The sequence below is a fragment of the Planktothrix rubescens CCAP 1459/22 genome (genome assembly GCA_904830895.1).
Classification (GTDB): domain Bacteria; phylum Cyanobacteriota; class Cyanobacteriia; order Cyanobacteriales; family Microcoleaceae; genus Planktothrix; species Planktothrix agardhii.
In genome coordinates, this window is the sequence record LR882958.1 from 5048057 (window position 1) to 5068861 (window position 20805).

At 38.8% G+C, this 20805-nt stretch carries 19 protein-coding genes; 16 read left to right on the forward strand and 3 right to left on the reverse strand.

What is annotated here, in order from left to right; translation table 11 throughout:
• The first annotated feature begins 83 nt into the window (after positions 1-83).
• The 14 genes from NMG86_RS22910 (at position 84) to NMG86_RS22975 (ending at position 16207) form a co-directional block, all read left to right on the forward strand.
• Positions 84-1151 carry an NAD-dependent epimerase/dehydratase family protein gene (locus tag NMG86_RS22910; protein ID WP_026796581.1) on the forward strand — a complete coding sequence of 356 codons (1068 nt, stop codon included), beginning with the start codon at positions 84-86 and terminating at the stop codon, positions 1149-1151.
• 2 nt (positions 1152-1153) lie between these two features.
• The gene (locus NMG86_RS22915) at positions 1154-1699 is read left to right on the forward strand and encodes a YdcF family protein (protein WP_026796582.1); all 546 of its coding nucleotides are present in this window, start codon (positions 1154-1156) and stop codon (positions 1697-1699) included.
• A 4-nt stretch (positions 1700-1703) separates the two neighbouring features.
• The gene (locus NMG86_RS22920) at positions 1704-2396 is read left to right on the forward strand and encodes a hypothetical protein (RefSeq protein ID WP_026796583.1); all 693 of its coding nucleotides are present in this window, start codon (positions 1704-1706) and stop codon (positions 2394-2396) included.
• 147 nt (positions 2397-2543) lie between these two features.
• Positions 2544-3569 (forward strand): NAD-dependent epimerase/dehydratase family protein, encoded by a 1026-nt coding sequence (locus tag NMG86_RS22925; protein ID WP_026796584.1) that lies wholly within the window; start codon positions 2544-2546, stop codon positions 3567-3569.
• 88 nt (positions 3570-3657) lie between these two features.
• The gene (locus tag NMG86_RS22930) at positions 3658-4020 is read left to right on the forward strand and encodes a DMT family transporter (RefSeq protein ID WP_237747566.1); all 363 of its coding nucleotides are present in this window, start codon (positions 3658-3660) and stop codon (positions 4018-4020) included.
• A gap of 28 nt (positions 4021-4048) precedes the next feature.
• Positions 4049-5134 (forward strand): UbiA prenyltransferase family protein, encoded by a 1086-nt coding sequence (locus NMG86_RS22935; RefSeq protein ID WP_238558197.1) that lies wholly within the window; start codon positions 4049-4051, stop codon positions 5132-5134.
• A gap of 160 nt (positions 5135-5294) precedes the next feature.
• Positions 5295-8093, forward strand: coding sequence for a cation-translocating P-type ATPase (locus NMG86_RS22940; RefSeq protein WP_026796586.1), 2799 nt, complete (start codon positions 5295-5297; stop codon positions 8091-8093).
• A 260-nt stretch (positions 8094-8353) separates the two neighbouring features.
• Positions 8354-9820 carry a NupC/NupG family nucleoside CNT transporter gene (locus tag NMG86_RS22945; protein WP_026795157.1) on the forward strand — a complete coding sequence of 489 codons (1467 nt, stop codon included), beginning with the start codon at positions 8354-8356 and terminating at the stop codon, positions 9818-9820.
• A 194-nt stretch (positions 9821-10014) separates the two neighbouring features.
• On the forward strand, positions 10015-11808 hold the full coding sequence (locus NMG86_RS22950) for an SLC13 family permease (protein ID WP_043937789.1): 1794 nt from the start codon (positions 10015-10017) through the stop codon (positions 11806-11808).
• Positions 11809-11886: 78 nt separating this feature from the next.
• Entirely contained in the window at positions 11887-12822 is a 936-nt protein-coding gene (locus tag NMG86_RS22955; RefSeq protein ID WP_026796587.1) for an ADP-ribosylglycohydrolase family protein, read from the forward strand.
• Positions 12823-12853: 31 nt separating this feature from the next.
• Positions 12854-13417 (forward strand): nicotinate-nucleotide adenylyltransferase, encoded by a 564-nt coding sequence (locus tag NMG86_RS22960; RefSeq protein ID WP_036833993.1) that lies wholly within the window; start codon positions 12854-12856, stop codon positions 13415-13417.
• Positions 13410-14123: an NUDIX hydrolase gene (locus tag NMG86_RS22965; RefSeq protein WP_026795160.1), complete on the forward strand. Its 714-nt coding sequence runs from the start codon at positions 13410-13412 to the stop codon at positions 14121-14123. The genes NMG86_RS22960 and NMG86_RS22965 overlap by 8 nt, the downstream gene beginning before the upstream one ends.
• A 71-nt stretch (positions 14124-14194) precedes the next feature.
• On the forward strand, positions 14195-15589 hold the full coding sequence (locus NMG86_RS22970) for an IctB family putative bicarbonate transporter (RefSeq protein ID WP_026787848.1): 1395 nt from the start codon (positions 14195-14197) through the stop codon (positions 15587-15589).
• Positions 15590-16039: 450 nt separating this feature from the next.
• On the forward strand, positions 16040-16207 hold the full coding sequence (locus NMG86_RS22975; protein ID WP_193372459.1) for a hypothetical protein: 168 nt from the start codon (positions 16040-16042) through the stop codon (positions 16205-16207).
• 146 nt (positions 16208-16353) lie between these two features.
• On the opposite strand, the gene cdf31 is transcribed toward NMG86_RS22975, so the two are convergent.
• Positions 16354-17268: a CDF family zinc efflux transporter Cdf31 gene (gene cdf31, locus NMG86_RS22980; RefSeq protein WP_026796588.1), complete on the reverse strand. Its 915-nt coding sequence runs from the start codon at positions 17266-17268 to the stop codon at positions 16354-16356.
• A gap of 177 nt (positions 17269-17445) precedes the next feature.
• Between cdf31 and NMG86_RS22985 the strand changes: the two genes are divergently transcribed.
• Positions 17446-17802, forward strand: coding sequence for a hypothetical protein (locus NMG86_RS22985; RefSeq protein WP_026787850.1), 357 nt, complete (start codon positions 17446-17448; stop codon positions 17800-17802).
• Between the two features lie 96 nt (positions 17803-17898).
• Positions 17899-18297 (forward strand): hypothetical protein, encoded by a 399-nt coding sequence (locus NMG86_RS22990; protein WP_026787851.1) that lies wholly within the window; start codon positions 17899-17901, stop codon positions 18295-18297.
• Between the two features lie 477 nt (positions 18298-18774).
• Here NMG86_RS22990 and NMG86_RS22995 read toward each other — a convergent pair whose 3' ends face one another.
• Together NMG86_RS22995 and NMG86_RS23000 are read right to left on the reverse strand one after the other, a co-directional pair.
• The gene (locus NMG86_RS22995) at positions 18775-18999 is read right to left on the reverse strand and encodes a DUF4327 family protein (RefSeq protein WP_043939001.1); all 225 of its coding nucleotides are present in this window, start codon (positions 18997-18999) and stop codon (positions 18775-18777) included.
• Positions 19000-19214: 215 nt separating this feature from the next.
• Positions 19215-20801: a glycoside hydrolase family 3 N-terminal domain-containing protein gene (locus NMG86_RS23000; protein ID WP_026787852.1), complete on the reverse strand. Its 1587-nt coding sequence runs from the start codon at positions 20799-20801 to the stop codon at positions 19215-19217.
• Positions 20802-20805 lie beyond the last annotated feature (4 nt).

Sequence of the window (20805 nt, forward strand, 5' to 3'; positions counted from 1 at the left end):
AGATGGTGCTAAAGCACAACAACTATGATGGTGCTAAAGCACAACAACTGTAATTGTGCTGAAGCACAACAACAAATAAAATTATGATAGAATTCAACACAAATTTAGTTTTAATAACTGGTGCATTAGGTTGGTTAGGAATTAATTTAGTCGAATCTTTAGTCAAAGGATTAGCAGATTTTGAACCCCTAAGTCAACCTCAAAATAATTTAAAAATTCGCTGTTTAATTTTACCAGATCAAAACCCAAAAGTATTAAATAAAATATCAGATCAGATTGAAGTTTATCAAGGAGATTTAAGAAATCCCCAAGATTGCGATCGCTTTTGTGAAAATGCTGAAAATGCTATTTTATTTCATACCGCAGGAATTATTCATCCTCAAAAAATAGCAGAATTTTATAAAATCAATGTCGAAGGAACAAAAAATCTATTAAATTCCGCCATTTCTGCTAGAATAAAACGAGCTATTATTGTATCTTCAAATTCTCCCTGTGGTTGTAATCCCCATCCCGATCATTTATTTGATGAAACCTCTCCCTATCATCCCTATATGAACTATGGCCGCTCAAAAATGTTAATGGAATTAGCCGTAAATAACTATCAGCAACAGGGAAAAATTGAAACCGTTATTATCCGTCCTCCTTGGTTTTATGGCCCCCATCAACCCCAACGTCAAACCCTATTTTTTAAGATGATTAGAGATGGGAAAGGGCCAATTGTTGGAGATGGGAATAATTTACGATCTATGGCCTATGTGGATAATATTTGTCAAGGATTGATATTAGCAGCTATCACCGAAAAAGCTAACGGAGAAACCTATTGGATAGCTGATAAACAAGCCTACTCAATGAATGATGTTATTAATACAATAGAACATTTATTAGAAACAGAATTTCAGCAATCTTGCATCCATAAACGCTTAAAATTACCAGGGTTAGCGAGTGAAATTGCTTTAGTTGTTGATGGAACATTACAAACCATAGGATTTTATCATCAAAAAATTCATGTTCTTTCAGAAATGAATAAAACCATTGCTTGCTCTATTGCGAAAGCTCAACGAGAATTAGGTTATAATCCGACAATTGCTTTAGAAGAAGGAATGCGAAGAAGTTTAAAATGGATCTTTGAGAATTATGGAGGATTAGATTAATTATGGTTAGCCATATTGTCGTGACAGAAGGATTAGTTTTTAGAGAAGACTTTGCCCAAAATTATTTTTTATCCAATTATTTTGAAGAAGTTTTAAAACTTGTTTTAAAACAGGTTTCAGAAAATGAAAAAGTGTATATTTCTCCAGGGAATTGTTTTGGTTGTCCAGAATCAGAAGAAGATTATGCGGCAAGATATCTCCTAAATCATCGTCCCGAACTCCAGATTTTTGTTCCTGAAAATGTTAAAGATCGTCCCTATTTGGATACTTTTGATAATGCTAGATTATTAAGAAAATGGTTAGAAAAACAGGAACAATGGCCCTTAGAAGAAGTGATTTTATATTGTAATAAACCCCATGCACTTAGGAGTAAGTTAATGTTTAAACTCTGTGGTTATAAGGTTCAACAGGTGATTACTTCTTATCCTGAACTGGCGAATCGAACAATGCCACTACGTCTTGTATTTTATCATTATTTACCTGCTCATTTACTTTACGAATGGGGAGCTTTGGTGTATAATTTAATTAGATTTTATCAATATAAATAAAAAAATGCTCAAACAAACTATGATTAAAAATCGGCACGGATTGGGAATTTTAATTTTATATATTATTCTTAGTCTTATTATTTACTCGACGATTATCAATTCTTTTTTTCTGGCTGATGATTTTACCTGGGTTTATCAAATTAAAACCAGAGGAATATTTGGGGTCTGGACAACTGCGCCCGATGTTTTTTTTAGACCAATAATTTCCATACTTTTATTTTTAGATTATCAAATTTGGGGACTAAATCCTGTAGGCTATCATCTCACTAACATTATTTTTCATGGAATCAGTTGCTTTTTTGTGTATTTGATTTCCTCTCAGCTATTAATCCATAGTCATTTATCTAAAAAACTGAGTCAATCCATTTCTATGATTGCAGGTTTTTTGTTTTTAGTTTTACCCAGTCATGTAGAAGCAGTTACTTGGATTTCGGGTCGTTCTGATGTAGTAGCAACTTGTTTTTTTCTAGCGGCTTTTAGTAGTTATTTACATTACAAAAATAACTCTAATAAGTTATGGATATTCAGTTCTTATATCTTATTTGCATTCGCTTTATTGTCCAAAGAATCAGTAATTATCTATCCCGGCTTAATTTTAGGCTATGAAATTTATAGATTTTTCCAAGACAAACAACCCCTTAATCAGCTTTATAATTCGATTTTAAAACTTATCAATCTTATCAAATTAAAATACTGAACGCAAATCCGATTGATCAAATTTTCTATTATTCTCAGGGTCAACTTCTACCTGTTTCCCACCGCAAGTTAAGTTAAACCTTTACGAATGGGTAACTTTTGTTTATGATACAAGGAAACAAGTGGTGTCGAGGAAAAACAGAAATTTATGAAGCACTTAATTACGGGAGGATCGGGATTTTTAGGCAATTTAATTGCACGACGATTATATCAACGGGGAGAAGAAGTTAGAATTTTAGATATTTGGGAAGATCCTACCCGTCCCCCAGAGATTGAATTTATTAACTGTGATATTTGCGATCGCAACCGGGTAGAAAAAGCCATGAAAGATATTGATATTGTCCATCATAACGTGGCTTTAGTTCCCCTAACAAAATCCGGTAATAAATTCTGGGAAGTCAACGTAGAAGGCAGTAAAATCGCCGCCGAAGCAGCAGTAAAAGCCGGAGTTAAAACTTTTATTCACATGAGTTCTAGCGCCCTATTTGGGGAGGCTGAATGTCCGATTAATAATAATACCCCTACTAAAGCGGTTGAAATTTATGGACGGGCAAAATTAGCGGGGGAATTAGCCGTTAGAGACATCTGTGATCAAGCTGGTTTACCATTAATTGTAATTCGTCCCCGAACTATTTTAGGAGAAGGAAGATTAGGGATTTTTCAGATATTATTTGAATGGATTCAAGCAGGAAAAAACGTTTATGTGATTGGCAGTGGGAACGTTCAATTTCAATTTGTCCATGCCCATGATTTGATGGATGCCTATCTTTTAGCTCTGGATTTAGGTCAACCAGGGATCTATAATGTAGGAAGCGATCGCTTTGGCACATTACGAGAAGGATTAGAACATTTAATTGAGTATGCAGGAACAGATTCTCAGGTTAAAAGTTTACCAACAGGATTAACAATTGGCACTTTACAACTGTTAGACTGGATGGGATTAAGTCCCCTAGCTCCTTGGCATTATTTAACCTATCACAAAGAATTTTATTTTGATGTCGATCCTCTGCTAAAATTAGGCTGGAAACCCAAATATTCTAATGATGAAATGTTCCGAGAAAGTTATGATTGGTTCAAAAACAACTATAATCAACTACAAGCGGAAAAAGCGGGATCTGCCCATCGTCGCCCCGTGAAAGAAAAACTACTCTGGGTATTAAAACAACTCTCCTAACTGTAGGGTGCGTAAGCGCAGCGCACGCACCATCTAACATTTTAAGGATAATTAAGAATAATTAAATCCCCTATTCTAATAACAAACCGTGAACAATATCAACTCAATTAACTGGATTTCATGGAGTTTAGTTTTAATCGCCGCTATTAATAGTGGAATTGGTAATTTATTACTGAAAAAATCCAGAATAGAAGCCGCCGACCCGAGTTTATTAACCCTGTTATTATCTCCTTGGTTTATGGCAGCAATTTTAGTCTATGGAATTAATTTAATTGTTTTTGCCAAAGCTCTTGATAGTTTACCTGTTTCTGTTGCTTATCCAGTATTTGCTGCCATTGGTTTTAGCTTAGTTGCCTTGATGGGAAACCTATTTTTAGGAGAGCGTTTTGGATTAAATCAAATCATAGGATTAAGTTTAATTATTGCTGGAATTATTATTATGTCTCGTTAAAATATTAACATTTTTTTAGGAAATTGCAATGATTATGGAAAAACCAGATCAAGACCATTATTTGGGTGATTCTAAATCTATATTAGAAACCAATGATAATTCAACTGATCCCGTATTTGTAGCCGTTAAATCCTCAAATTTGTCCCCCCTAATTAAACTTCTTCGTCCCCACCAATGGACAAAAAATTTATTCTGTTTAGCGGGACTTTTGTTTGGGGGGAGACTGTTACAACCCCAGGCAATTCTGTTATCAATATTAACGGTAATTTTTTTCTCGTTAATGGCATCGGCAATTTATATTTTCAATGATATTCAAGATCGAAAATGCGATCGCTTGCATCCGAAAAAAAAGTATCGCCCTATTGCCAGTGGTCAAGTTTCAATTAAAATAGGATTAGCGATCGCATTCTGTTTAACAATACTTTCCCTTTTAGGTTCTTATAGCTTAGGAATAGCCACATTTATTTGTATTTTACTCTATGCTATCAATAATATTATTTATTCTCTAAAACTCAAAAATTTAGCCCTATTTGATGTTAGTTGTATTGCCTTTGGTTTTGTTCTCAGACTATTAGCGGGAATTTATGCGTTAGGAGATATGCCGACGGCTTGGATTGTTTTATGTACGTTTTTCCTAACTCTATTTTTAGGATTTTCTAAACGACGTTCGGAATTATTGTCTTTATTACATCTTCAAACTAATCAAGAAAGTTTTGATCCTGAAACATCCCTACAGCCCGATTTAAAATCAGCCAATTCAGAACCATCTTATTTGGAGTTATTCTATCAACGGGGAAGCAAAAACCAACAACGTCCGGTGCTGTCTGAATATACCTTACCCTATTTAGATTCTCTCCTGAATAGTACAGCAACCATGACGATTATGTGCTATGCTTTATTTACGATAACATCGGGTAAAAATCCCTCCTTAGTGATTACAGTTCCGATAGTTTATTATGCGGTCATGCACTACAAATGGTTAGTTACGGTTTTAGCCGATGGAGAAGAACCCAGCCGAATTTTAATTCAAGATCCGACAATTAAATTGAGTTTGATCATCTGGCTAATTTCTTACTTAGTAATTTTGTATTTTGATATTCATTTATTTGATTAATTTATTCTCCAATAAAAATAAACCACAAAGACACGAAGACACGAAGGCAGCAACTTCTAATACTTCCGAGGCAATTTCTTCTGGAATTTTAGAGTGATCACCGATTAATCACTTATGATTTAATTAGAGTAGATTAGCTAGAACTTTTAGGACTTAGACAATGGTATCTCCCGAATCCTCATCAATGTCTTCTGATTCAACCTTAGCACCCCTCAAAACCTGGCATACCTTGAGTGCTGACAAAGCTCTCCAGATCCTTGATACAGATAGTGAAACCGGGTTAACGCCACAACAAGTGATTGGGCGTCAACAACAGTATGGTCTAAATGAATTAAAAGAAGTTCCCGGTCGCAGTACCTTGGAAATTTTATGGGATCAGTTCACGAATATTATGCTCGTGATGTTGATTGCTGTAGCCATTGTCTCCGCCGTGATTGATTTTCGCAAAGGAAACTTCCCCAAGGATGCCGTTGCTATTTTTTCGATTGTGATTTTGAATGGGATGTTGGGCTATTTCCAAGAAAGTCGTGCAGAACAGGCTTTAGCCGCCCTGAAACGAATGTCTTCCCCTAGAGTTCGGGTAGTGCGGGACGACAAAATGCTAGAACTGGCAGCGAAAGAACTGGTTCCAGGGGATATCATGTTTCTGGAGGCTGGGGTGCAAATTCCGGCCGATGGTCGCCTAGTTGAAGCCCAAAATTTGCAAGTGCGGGAGGCGGCCTTAACGGGGGAAGCAGAAGCGGTAATTAAAAAACCTAGTATGGAGTTGACCGAAGATGCTCCTTTAGGCGATCGCCTGAATATGGTATTTATGGGGACGGAAGTGATCCAGGGACGGGGACAAGTGATCGTCACCAATACGGGGATGACCACGGAACTCGGACGCATCGCGGAAATGATCCAGGGGGTAGAAACGGAACCGACTCCCCTCCAGCAACGGATGACCCAGTTAGGGAATGTTTTAGTTAGTGGGTCTTTGGCCTTGGTTGCCCTAATTGTAGTGGGTGGCGTGATCAGAACAGGCAGTTTTCAGAGTTTAGAAGATTTATTAGAAGTATCCCTGAGTATGGCGGTGGCCGTGGTTCCAGAGGGTTTACCTGCGGTGGTGACAGTTACTCTGGCTATTGGTACACAAAGAATGGTCAAACGCCATGCTTTAATTCGGAAACTTCCGGCGGTGGAAACCTTGGGTTCTGTGACGACTATTTGTTCGGATAAAACCGGAACTCTGACCCAAAATAAAATGGTGGTGCAATCGGTTCAAACCTTTGATCAAGTGTTTCAAGTTACGGGAGAAGGGTATGATCCGGTTGGGGAATTACAACTGATAACCTCGGAACAAAATAACACAATTTCCTCGGATTCTGAAGTTTTAGAACCGATTTTAACCGCTTGTGTTTTGTGCAATGATGCTCAATTACAACAAGATGATAATAAATGGCATATTTTGGGAGATCCCACGGAAGGGGCGTTATTATCCTTAGCTGGAAAAGTAGGTTTATTTAGAAACATTCATAATCACAAAAATCCTCGTCTTGCTGAAATTCCTTTCTCCTCAGAACGGAAGCGGATGAGTGTTATTTGTCAAATTAACAACCATGAAAATCCAGAATGTGTGATGTTTACTAAAGGATCACCGGAGTTAATTTTAGCTCAATGTACTTCGGTTCTTGTGGGCAATCAAAATGTTTTGTTAGCAGAATCAGACCGTCAAATAATTCTCGAACAAAATAATGCAATGGCCGGGAAAGGTTTACGGGTTTTAGGATTTGCCACCCGCCCTTTAACAATATTACCGCCAGAAGGCGAGGAAGAAAGTGCCGAACAGGAATTAGTTTGGTTAGGATTAGTAGGAATGTTAGACGCGCCTCGTCCTGAAGTTCGAGAAGCGGTTAAACTATGTCGAGAAGCGGGGATTCGTCCAGTAATGATTACTGGAGATCATCAATTAACTGCGAAGGTAATTGCTCAAGATTTAGGAATTGCCGAATTAGATTCTTTAAGTTTAACAGGTCAGGAATTACAGAAATTAACTCAAACGGAATTAGAACAACAAGTTGAACAGGTTAGTGTTTATGCCAGGGTTTCTCCTGAACATAAACTGCGGATTGTTCAAGCGTTACAAAAAAATGGTGAATTTGTCGCCATGACCGGGGATGGTGTTAATGATGCTCCAGCTTTGAAACAGGCAGATATCGGTATTGCCATGGGAATTACTGGAACTGATGTTAGTAAAGAAGCCAGTGATATGATTTTATTGGATGATAACTTTGCTACCATTGTTGCTGCTACGGAAGAAGGGCGAGTTGTTTATAGTAATATTCGTCGTTTTATTAAATATATTCTCGGTAGTAATATTGGGGAAGTATTAGTAATTGCGGCCTCTCCAATTTTAGGCTTAGGTGGTGTGCCGTTAATCCCGTTACAAATTTTATGGATGAACCTTGTTACCGATGGTTTACCCGCTTTAGCATTAGCAATGGAACCTGCTGAACCTGCGGTAATGCAACGTCCTCCCTACAATCCCCGTGAAAGTATTTTTGCGCGAGGATTAGGGTTATATATGGTCAGAATTGGGATTGTTTTTGCTATTTTAACGATTGTTTTGATGGTTTGGGCTTACAACTATACTCAAGACACTCCTGACCCTGAACGTTGGAAAACGATGGTGTTTACAACCTTATGTTTAGCCCAAATGGGTCATGCTTTAGCGGTACGTTCCGATACTCAACTAACTTTTCAAATGAATCCTAAAACCAATCTTTATTTGTGGGGTGCTGTGGGATTAACTACAATTCTGCAATTACTCTTGATTTATGTTCCGCCCCTACAAAGTTTCTTTGGAACTCACTTTTTGAGTTTCACTGAATTATCAATTTGTCTTGGTTTTAGTGCATTAATGTTTGTCTGGATTGAAATGGAAAAAGTGGTTTATAAGTGGTTTATCAATCGTCGCTAATTGATAAGTACCTAAACAAAATTAATTACACATCCTCTACCCTGTTCCCTCCCCCCCTAGCCCCCCGTGCACGGGGGGTTTGGGGGGGCTGTTCCGGTGTTCCCTCTCTCAACTAGATAATTTATTTTGTGCAACTACTTATTGAAAATAGAACCCGTGTTTATCCAGATTGACGTTTGACAGCGTTAATGGTAGCTTTGCACAAGAACAAAAGCCAAACGAAATCAGAATACAATCAATAAATCCTTCAAAAACCACTTATGACTTACCTGAATCTTATTTCATTTTTGGGAATTTTTGGCCTTTGCTTTATTGCTTGGTTATTTTCAGAAAATAGACGAGTCGTCCCCTGGCGAACCATGGGTTTAGGCATTGGCCTACAGTTAGTTTTAGCCTTTCTGGTCTTTCTATTTCCGCCTACAAGAACCGGCTTAGAATGGTTTAGCAGTCTGCTCGATAGTTTGTTTTATGCTGCTGATACCGGGGCTAGATTTGTCTTTGGAAAAAATATTGTTCCCATTCCCGGGCAAACCCCCGATGTCAATTTAGGTTATATTTTTGCCTTTAGAGCATTACCAACGGTAATCTTTTTCTCTGGTTTAATGGCACTGTTATATAACTTAGGGGTGATTCAAGTCGTTACTAATGTTTTTGCCAAGTTATTCTATAAAACCATGCGTTTAAGTGGGGCAGAAGCATTAAGCGGGGCGGCGAATATTTTTGTCGGAATTGAAGCCGCCATTGTGGTTAAGCCCTATTTAGAAAAGATGACTCGTTCCGAACTATGTGCGATTTTAACTTGTTGTTTTGGAACGGCTGCTTCATCAACTCTAGCGATTTATGTTAGTTTTCTAAAACCAGTTTTTCCTAATATTTTAGGACATTTAGTTTCGGCTTCAATTATGGCAATTCCCGCCTGTTTTGTCATTTCTAAAATATTAGTTCCTGAAACCGAAAAACCCCTGACATTAGGGATGCTGCCCGAAGAAAAAGCCGAAGACAACTTAATTACGCATGAAGATGGAACCCATGAATTACAAACCATTGGTGGAGAATTAATTGATCAAATTAGCCCCTTAGATTCAGCAATTATTGGAGCATTAGATGGCGTAAAAATGTCCGTTGCCATTGCTGCAATTTTAATCTTAATTTTGGGATTACTCTCTTTGGTTAATCAATTCTCAGCTTGGTTGGGTTTATTACCAAGTCCAGCAGGAGACTTTTTTCAAGTTGTCACCTTAGCGAATATTTTGGGATTTATTTTTTATCCCGTAACCATTTTAACTGGAGTTCCCTTTGAGGATTCTTGGACAGCCTCAGTAATTATTGGTCGTCGTTTATTAGAAACAGCAATTCCCCCCTATCAAGCCCTAGCAGAAGCCGCCAAAGCCGGGTCAATTACACCTCGAACAGTGTTAATTGTTAGTTATGCTTTATCCGGTTTTGCCCATGTTGCTTCGGTGGGAATTTTTGTCGGCGGAATGGTCGGTTTAGTCCCATCACGCCGGAAAGACATTTCCGAATTGGGTTGGAAAGCCCTATTAGGGGGAACTTTAGCCACGCTGATGATTGCCTGTTTAGCCGGATTCTATGATAATGGAAATCCCAGTATTATGGGCGAACCCGCGGCCACTCCTCCGGCCATCAGTACCCCAGCCGCCCCTAATACAACGGTTTCACCCGCCCCAACTCCAGCACCCAAGGTCAGTCCTTCTCCTAAATCTTAATAGAGCAGGGGGAGCAGGGGAGGCAGGGGGAGCAGGGGAGGTCAACTATTACCCATTACCTATTACCTATTACCTATTACCTATTACCCATTACCTATTACCTATTACCTATTCGTAATTCGTAATTCGTAATTCGTAATTCCCTACTATAACCGATAACCACAAACCAAAACTTAACAATTTATTTCACTTACATGACGAACATTGTTCTAACCCTTAGTATTGTTATTCTAGCCTTAATTGCCTTCATTTTTGAGTGGCTTCCTGTCGATTTAACGGCGCTTACCGTTACCGTTGTTTTAATGCTTTTGAAGTTAGTCACACCCGAAGAAGGCATATCAGGGTTTGGCAACCCAGCCACAATTACAGTCATGGCAATGTTTATTTTAAGTGCTGGAATTACAAAAACAGGAGTTGTACAAACTGTTCGAGATTGGTTACTGAAATGGGGAGGAACAACGGCCAGCCAACAAATTTTAGTTATGGGATTAATTGTTGGGCCGATTACCGCTTTTATTAATAATACAGCCGTTGTTGCTATTTTCTTACCCATTGTAGAAGATTGGTGTCGCAAACAAAAAATTTCTCCCTCTAAATTATTAATTCCCCTATCTTATGCGACGGTTTTGGGAGGGATGATTACGGTTATTGGCACTTCAACCAATGTTTTAGCTAGTGGCATTTCTAAACAACTGGGATATGGGGAATTTCAGTTATTTCAGTTTACTCGATTAGGAATTATTACCTTTATTATTGGGATTATTTATTTAGCTGTTGTTGCCCCTCGACTTTTACCCGACCGCAAACCAGCAAATTTTGACCTTATGCAAACAGAATATGGGTTAAAAGATTATGTCAGCGAACTGGTAATTACTCCCCGTTCTAGCTTAGTGGGACAAACCCTTAAAGAAAGTGAAATTCAACGCAAATTTGACTTAGATGTGTTAGAATTAATTCAAAATAATATGCGTTTTGCTCAACCTTTAGCCGATAAATTATTAGCTGCTGGAGATATTTTAATTGTTAGAAGTAGTCGAGAGGATTTACTAAAAATTAGAGATGAAAAAGGCTTAGATATTCTTCCCGATATTAAGTTTAAACAAGAATCTTTAGAAACTATTTTGAGTTCTGGACAAGAAAAAATAGCCGAAGTTTTGATTTTATCCAATTCTCGGTTAATCGGAACCACTTTAAAAGATTTAAGATTCCGTCAACGCTACAACGCCACGGTTTTAGCCATTCGTCGCGGTTCAGAATTAGTTCAAGGTCGATTAGGAAAAGTTACCCTACGATTTGGGGATTTATTATTACTTCAAGGGCCAAAACAAAGTTTTATTGGGTTACAAACAACCAGGGAACTTCTGGTTTTAGAAGAAAGAGATGTAGAAACACTCAGACAGGATAAAGCTTGGATTGCCTTGGCGATTGTTTTAGGTGTTATTATTCTCGCAGCCTTTGAAATTATGCCCATTTTAGTTAGTGCTTTAGCGGGTGTAATTTTAATGGTAATTACCGGATGTCTCAAACCCGGAGAAATTTATGGTTCTGTGCGTTGGGATGTGATATTTCTCTTAGCAGGATTAATTCCATTAGGAATAGCCATGGATAAATCTGGTGCAACCCAATGGTTAGCCGATACTTTAGTCGGTTTTGGTGGTCATTTATCCGGTTATTGGATTCTATTATTATTCTATATTGCCACCTCGATTCTGACAGAAGTTCTTTCTAATAATGCCACCGTTGTATTGATGATTCCCATTGCGGTAAAAGTTTCCGTAGCATTAGGTTTAAATCCCTTTGCCTTTATGTATGCGGTGACTTTTGCGGCTTCTAATAGTTATATGACCCCGATTGGTTATCAAACAAATACAATGGTTTATAGTCCTGGGGGCTATAAGTTCTTTGATTTTACCCGGGTCGGTGCTCCCCTGAATCTAATCCTAACAATTGTTACCCCCTTATTAATTATTTGGCTATATGGATTATAGTAGTAAGCCCTTTAGGGCTAACTCTTTTCCCTATTGCCTTTTAAGTCTAAATTAGGATTACTATAAAAGGATTTTAATATGAAAAAATCAGCAATTTTATCGGGCTTAATTGGTGTTTGTGTTGGTGATGCTTTGGGTGTTCCGGTGGAATTTACCAGCCGACAAGAACGTCTAAAAAACCCCATCACAACCATGACTGGCTATGGAACCCATCGACAACCCCCCGGTACTTGGTCGGATGATAGTTCCTTGATGTTATGTTTAGCAGATAGTCTTTGTCAGGGCTATAATTTAAAAGCGATCGCAGCATCTTTTTGTCGTTGGCGCTATCATCAAGAATGGGCAGCCCATGGCGTTATATTTGATATTGGAGGAACCACTAATAACGCAATTAAAAACCTCCAAAATGGGGTAAATCCCGTGGAAGCTGGAGAAACCGATGAACGCAGTAATGGTAATGGTTCTTTGATGCGAATTTTACCCATGGCCTATTTATATTCTTCGGTTTCATTCTATCAATTAATCCAGTGGGTGCATGAATGTTCCTGTTTAACCCATGGTCATCTCCGTTCCCAAATTGCCTGCGGGATTTATATTAGTATTGCGGTTAAATTACTCCAAGGATTAGATCTAAAATCCGCCTATATTCAAGGCATAGAAGCCGTAAAACCCATTTATTATCATCCTAGTTTAACCGTAGAATCTTCTCGATTTGACCGTATTTTTAGGGGTAATATTGATCAGTTATCAATTGATGAAATTCAATCGGGCGGTTATGTGATTCATACTTTAGAAGCCTCGTTATGGTGTTTATTAACGACATCCTCATACCCAGAAGCTGTTCTTAAAGCCGTTAATTTAGGAGAAGATACCGATACAACAGCCGCAGTCACAGGAGGTTTAGCCGGAATTTATTATGGGTTTAACAATATTCCCTCGGAATGGGTGGAACAAATAGCCCGAAAAGATGATATTATTGCCTTAGCTAATCGATTAGAACAAACAATTGAGTGATTATCTAAAATAATATTAACTCCGATTAAAAATGACTCAAATCGCCCTCTTTGGAACCAGTGCAGATCCTCCCACTTCAGGACATCAAGCGATTCTGCTTTGGTTGTCTCAACGATTTGATAAAGTCGTGGTCTGGGCCTCGGATAATCCCTTTAAAACCCACCAAACTTTATTAGAACATCGGATGGCGATGCTATCATTATTAATAGAGGAAATTAACGCCCCAAAAGCAAATATTGCTTTGCATCCTGAACTCAGTAGTCGCCGAACCTTAGAAACTTTAAAAGGCGCTAAAAATTACTGGTCTGATGCTAAATATACTTTAGTAGTGGGTTCGGATTTAATTCAACAAATTCCCCAGTGGTATCAGATAGAAACCCTGTTAAAACAGGTAGAATTATTAATTATTCCGCGACCGGGTTATCAGGTGGTAGAAATGGATTTAGATCACCTAAAAAAATTAGGTGCAACCTTAACTATTGCTACGGTTACGGGTTTACCCGTTTCCTCAAGTCACTATCGTCAAACAGGGAATAAAGAGGTTTTAACGACCCGGGTACAAGATTATATTAACCGAGAAAAATTATATGAATAAAACTTTGATCCTAGAAGATTTTAAAGTGGGTGTTGATAATGTAATTTTTTCAGTCGATACCGAACAAAATCGTCTATTGGTTTTATTGGTTAAGCGAAAAGAAGAACCTTTTATCAATACTTGGAGTTTACCCGGAACTTTAGTTCAAAAAGGAGAATCTTTAGAAAATGCAGCCTATAGAATTTTAGCAGAAAAAATTCTAGTTGAGAATTTATATTTGGAACAATTATATAGCTTTGGGGAGCCAGAACGTGACCCCAGAGAAGCCCCAGATTCCTATAATATTCGTTATTTATCCGTAAGTTATTTTGCCATAGTTCGGTTTGAAGAAGCGGAATTAATTACCGATAAAGTGACCGGAATTGCTTGGTATCCCATTGATCAAATTCCTGATTTAGCCTTTGATCATAATCAGATTTTAGACTATGGTTATCGTCGATTAAAAAACAAATTAGAATATAGTCCCGTCGCTTTTGATGTTTTACCTGAATTATTTACATTAGGGGATTTATACCAATTTTATACAACTATTTTAGGAGAAGGATTTTCCGATTATTCTAACTTTAGAACCCGGTTACTCAAGTTAGGATTTCTCTATGATACCGGGGTAAAAACATCCAGAGGAGCGGGTAGACCTGCGAGTTTATATAGATTTGATGCGGAAGCTTTTGCCCCATTAAAAGATAAACCCTTAGTGTTTGTTTGAATTTAATCTTGAACTAAGCTATACTAATTTCTGAGTTTTCACCCCTGCGATCGCAAAATCCCTTAAAGCCCATGACCACCCTAAACACTATTTGGCAACAATTTACCCTGCAAAATCTATTACTCTACCAATGGCGTAATAGTAGTTTTCTCTACCAGTTGACAGGATTTTTACATCAATGGCGACAGGGGAGTTGGTTATTGCAGTGGGGGGAACCCTTGGGGGCATTATTAATTACTATTGTATTTTGTTTAGCTCCTTTTGTGGGTACGGCATTAATCGGGGTTTTATTAATCGCTTGTGCCGGATGGTGGCTATTATTAACCCTAACGGATGAACCCTCACAAACTGCCTTTACTCCCATTCATTTAATCGTTTTATTATATTGGGGAATTGCCACCATTGCCACGGCTTTATCTCCGGTGAAAACAGCCGCATTTAGTGGCTGGACGAAATTAACTCTGTATTTAATTTTATTCGCTTTCATGTCAAGAATATTGCGATCGCCAAAAATTCGCTCTATTTTTATTACCCTATTTTTACACATAGCTTTAATCGTCAGTGTCTATGGTTTAAGACAATGGTTTTCCGGTGCAAAAGCCTTAGCCACTTGGGTTGACCCCACCTCTCCCCAATCTAACTTAACCCGGGTTTATAGTTATTTAGATAACCCGAATTTATTAGCCGCCTATTTATTACCCGCAGTTGGTTTAAGTTTGGCTGCATTCTTTGTTTGGAAAGGTATTTTACCGAAAGCCCTAGCATTAACAATGATCGTTGTCAACTCCTCCTGTTTAGTCTTAACCTTTAGTCGAGGAGGATGGATTGGATTAGTCTTATTAACGTTTACTTTTTCCGTCTTATTATTATATTGGTTAAGTATTAGTTTTCCTCCCTTTTGGCGACAGTGGGCTTTACCAATCGGATTAACAGGATTAACCCTTTTTCTTGTCTTAGCAGTAGTATTTGTTCCCGCTATTCGCGATCGGGTGGCGAGTATGTTTGTCGGACGAGGAGATAGTAGTAATAATTTTAGAATTAATGTTTGGATGGCAGTCATTGAAATGATTAAAGATCGTCCGATCTTAGGAATTGGCCCTGGAAACGTCGCTTTCAATAAGATTTATCCCCTTTATATGCAGCCTCGCTATACGGCTTTGAGTGCCTATTCCGTGATGTTAGAAGTGGCAGTTGAAACCGGAATTATCGGTTTAAGTTGTTTTATCTGGTTATTAATCGTAAGTTTTAATCAAGGATGGGTACAATTAAAACAACTCAGAGCTTTAGGAAATACCCAAGGATTTTGGTTGATCGCAGCCATTTCTGTCTTAATAGGACTGATAGGTCATGGTTTTGTTGATACGGTTTTATACCGTCCCCAAGTGAATACTTTATGGTGGTTAATGATTGCTTTAATTGCCAGCTATTATCAACCCAAGCCTCGGATTTTAGCCGATCAAGTTTAAAAGAATCATCAATCAATTCAGCCCATCGGGGCTGAGGCAGTCACGGGACATAGGGACAACCCCTGAGAAAAAAGGCTGTAAGATTTAAAGCCCTGGACATCCGCAAATTTACGATGACAGAGAAACCGCGATCGCAAAAAATCCCAGTATTTTCCCTAGGGGATCTTCCATTTTTTTAAAAAACCTGTATTATGTGTAAGATGAACAATGGGAAATTTTAAATTTGCCTTAACTGCTCAGGAAAGTCGTGTTTTCTTCAGGGTATAGAAATCAAAAGTCTGCAACGGAATCACTCAAACTGAGTTGAAACTGTGGCGGTGCAAACTTGAATAGTTAAAATCTCTATTCTGGTTTAATTTCTAACTTACCATTTAGGAGCATTCCTGGGATTATGGTACATTTTTTCTCAATCTTGTCACTCACCTACTTTCAATTTTCTTGAGATCTCCTATGAAAAAGTTAGCCTTCTTGGTTACAGGTTTAGCCATAGCTTCTTCCTGTTTATTAACGAGTTGTGGTGGTGCTCCCACCCCAGAAACGACTACTCCTCCAGCAGCCACCACTCCTCCTCCTGCGGCTCCCGCCCCTGCTACCCCCGCTCCTGCTCCCAAAAAATAGGGGAAATGATTTTAAGGGGTTAAAATTGATTTCCTCTCCTAATGAATTAGGGGAGGAAATTGTTTAGTAATGGGTAATAGGTAATAGGTAATGGGTAATAGGTAATAGGTAATAGGTAATAGGTAATGGGTTATGGGTATATTCCTTTAGGATTCATAGGTAATTTGCTCCGATTTATATTGGGGGGGTTCAACGTGAATTAAAATTCTGACGGGGCTAAATTCTTTTCCTAATTCAGCTTCTACAGCTTCTGTAATACTGTGCGCCGTTTCTACATCCGTTGCTTCAACAATTAAGTGCATTTCAATAAAAACCTGTCGTCCAATCATCCCACGGGAAGCAATATCATGGCAGTTGATCACCCCCGGAACAGACATGACAATCTCTTTAATGGTTTCCGGTGCAATCACCATTTGATCCACTAACCAAGGTAAATTTTCCTTTAATACACTCCAACCACTTTTAAATACTAATAATGCCACAGGAAAGGCTAAAATTACGTCTAAATATTGTAGTTTTGGTAAATTCCAGACCTGTCCTTGCCAAATCCCAATTAATCCCGCAATCACCATAATTGTCACCCAAACATCACTCATTGTATGTTTAGCATCTGCTATTAAAATCGCACTGCCTAAACGCTTTCCCTCCGCCCGTTCATAATAAGTCACAAAAATATTAATTCCTAAAACAATTAATAAAATCCATAATTCATTAGGAGAAATTGTCACGGGTTCACCGCCTTGAAATAAGCGTTTTATGGCACTACTGAAAATTTCAAAACAGGCAATTCCTAAAAAAACACCAATCCCTAATGCTCCCAAAGCATCGAATTTTTGATGGCCATAGGGATGTTCCCGATCTGGATGGGGAGAGGCAAAATGATTCGTAACTAATCCTAAAACATTATTAGCACTATCGGTAACACTATGCAGAGCATCAGCAAGTAAGCTCAAAGAACCTGTCATGTTGCCTACAATAATTTTAATCATCATGACTAACAGATTTAAACCCAGTGTTAGCAATAAAACAAATTGAATTTTTGAACGATTATCCTGAGCCATAAAATTTTTCCTTTGAAGTTTTGACGATGATCAAAAACTTTTTTTAATATATCACTCTGTTTGTATTAATTTGACTATTGAGATTGATTTTCACTAAAAATATAAAAGTTAATTTAGGTTAATTTCACGGTAAAATTAGATTAAAGGATTTCAATTATCGTTTTAAATCGTTATTCTATGTCTATTCCTCCACTCACGATTAATTTAACCCAAGGTTCGGTTTCCATACGTTTCACCCCCGAAGCGGCTCGGAATTTAAAAGGGGTACTAGATGAATTAATGCAAAAACTCAAAACGGTGGCGGCAAAAACTGCTTCAGTTGGCGGTAAACCTACCCCTCAAAAGCCGATGGAATATCAATATACCGGAGATGTGTTTTTAGAGGTTTTCTGCAATCCTAATATTTGGCCCAGTCCCTTTGCTGCTAAAGTCTTAATTACTATCCGAGATGAACGGATTAAACTGACCACGGAAGCCGAACTCACCCGGATTATTGATGACGTGAATCAATACCTCGACCAAGTTAGGGAATAAGCTGTTAGAATATATGGGAAAAATTGGTCTACTTCAGACCATCCCCCAAAAATCCCTATAGCCAGATTGTTCTACTTGAAGAATTGTTTAACTATTATGGATACTGAACAATTAACCGATTTATTCCATCAGGGATTTCGCGTTACCCTCGGCGCGACATCTTCCCTAATCGAGATCCTACAAAATCCTGACAAGCGCAGTGAGAATCTTGGAAAAATTCAGTCCCAGTTTAGCGAATTAGCCCAAGAATGGGCTGAAAAAGGAAAAACGACTGAACAGGAAGCTCGTAATTTTGTGGATACAATTCTTTCCCAGGGTTCCCAGAACCTGAATACATACACAACAACCGTAACAACAGAAGCTGAAGTTGTTACCTCCACGATTCTCCTTGTGTCAGACCCAGAAACCGTTAAAGAAATTCAAGAACTCACAACCCAAATTTCTGAGTTACGAGAGGAATTAAAATGCCTACGAGAATCAAACTCCTCTGACTAATATAACGATAAACCCCGCCTCCAGAACTCAACTGATAGAAATCAGAAACAACATGAATCGGGTTCAAAATTGTGGGGCGGACTTATCGCTATTGGTATATTTATTGATATCTAATTGCAGAACCCATCCTAAAATTGTTCAACTTCATGTTGCAACCGATATCTCATCGCACGCACTTAAATTGTAACTTTATTCTTGACCTCTGCATCCGGGAATCACTTTCCTTTATTTAACCCAGAAGGATAAACCCTCTGAAATAAGACCAATTGCTAGAAGCAGTCCTAAGTTCCTCTATTTCAAGAATTTAAGATATTTTGAACTTAAAACAGCCAAGAAAGGGCTTTAAAGGATCGCGATTCTAGTCCCTCAATTCACCTAAATCGGCAGGCAAATCAGTTCTCAACCGCAGAAGTCAGCACTGAGCAAACTTAAATAATGTCTGAAAGATTTTTTTTGTTTTCAAATTTAATTGGGATTTTAGTCGTTATCCCAGGTTTCATGACCAATCAGGTCGCCAATTCGGTCTCGGAGTAAGAAGTCGCATTCTTCCAACTCACACTCTACACAAGCCCATTCCCGCGCGGAAATATATTGGCAGAGTGTATAGATGGGTTGCTGACGGCTAACAACCCCCTTATTGACAAGTTGGCGGGCTTCGTCTTTGATCACATCTAATGAAAATTGGACAGTTGTGTAAGTCATAATTCGCCCTCTTTGGCGTTGCCGGAGAAGTTTTTGGCATCACAACTAAGTGTAATCTAAAAATTGATTTTAGAAAATATTTTTTTTTCAGTATAGGCAAATACAAATACTCAGGGTTTTTCTATAACAATATGCAAAGTCACTGGACAGAAGCCCATAACTTATGTTAATCAACCAGTCTTCAATCAAGATACTGGGTTATTGTTAAATTCTGATTAAATTCCCCAAAGGACTTTTAAGGCAATCTCCTGGGCTGCGGGAGTCTGACCATAAGAGAAAACATAAGGAGTTTTGGGGGAAATTTGGGGCAAAAACTGTTCCAGGGTGTAGGGACTCCCGTAAATCACCAAAGCTTGTAAATGATCCTGTTTTAAGAGAATATTTAGCCAATTCTGAGCAATTTGTGTTAATCCCGAACTATCACGGAAGGCATTAGCTCGAATAAAAATTTGCAGTAAGGTGGGTTCAGAAGACTGCTCAAGATCAGAAAATTCTTGATCATGACAATCAATCAGTTGTAAGCGATAACCAAACTGAGTTGGACGGGCGATCGCCGGGGTATGATTTCCCAAAATAGAACAATTGAGTAAATCATCCACAATCACTAAATTGCGACAGGGTTGGGGTGGATTTAGAACTACTAACGGTAAAGTTCCCCCCTGTTTGAGAGAATCCTGCAAAATGGTTTGAACTAGAACTTGAGAAGATGGTTGAGATAGAGAATAAAATAATTTCTGGGGATCTCGACTGGGGGGAGAATAGGGCGTATTCGGTTGCCAGTCGGGGAATACCTTCGCCTTAGCCTTCCTAATGCGCTGTACAGAGGCTTCAATTCGTTCACGGGAAATTCTACCCTCCTTCACCGCCGTACAGACTGCATCAATAGTAACTTGGGGATCAAGAGGCATTAATAAAACATCAGCCCCAGCTTCAACGGCTAAAATTGCGGCTTCTTCGGGAGTATAAAGTTTAGCGATCGCCCCCATCACCAAGGCATCCGTCACCACTAACCCTTGAAAGCCCAACCGTTGTCTTAACTGTTCTTGAACAATCACCGGGGATAGGGTCGCGGGATTTTTACTATCCCAAGCCGGGATCAACAAATGAGCCATCATCACCGAGTCCACACCCGCAGCAATACTGGCCACAAACGGAGGTAATTCCACTTCAGCTAAACGCTGATCACTATGGGGAATTACAGGTAATTCCAAATGGGAATCAATCGCCGTATCCCCATGACCGGGGAAATGTTTAGCCGTCGTTAACACCGGATATCCTTGACATCCCCGAATAAAAGCCGTCGCTAAGTGACTGACCCGTTCTGGAGTTTCCCCAAAAGAACGAACATTAATCACCGGATTTTTAGGATTATTATTCACATCAACCACCGGAGCCAAAACCCAATTTAGGCCCACGGTTAAGGCTTCTTGGGCCGTAATTCCCCCCATTTTTTCCGCATACAATTGTGCTTGTTCTAGGGAGTGATCAGCCAATGCTCCAATCGCCATCAAGGGTGGAAACCAAGTCGCCCCGGCAAAGCGCTGACCGACACCTTCCTCCACGTCCGCCGCTACTAACAGGGGAAATTTAGCCCAGGACTGCAACAACTGAGTTCTAATCGCCAACTCCGCCGCACTGCCATCCACCAAAATCACCCCACCCACACCCAAGTCATGTAACCAATGCTCTAATTTCTGTGCAGGAGGTTCCCAAAGGGAGTAACGAATTTGATGATCAAACAAAAAACCAGAGGCGCGAACCACGACCATCTGGGCAACTTGTTCAGCGAGAGAAAAAGTCATATTA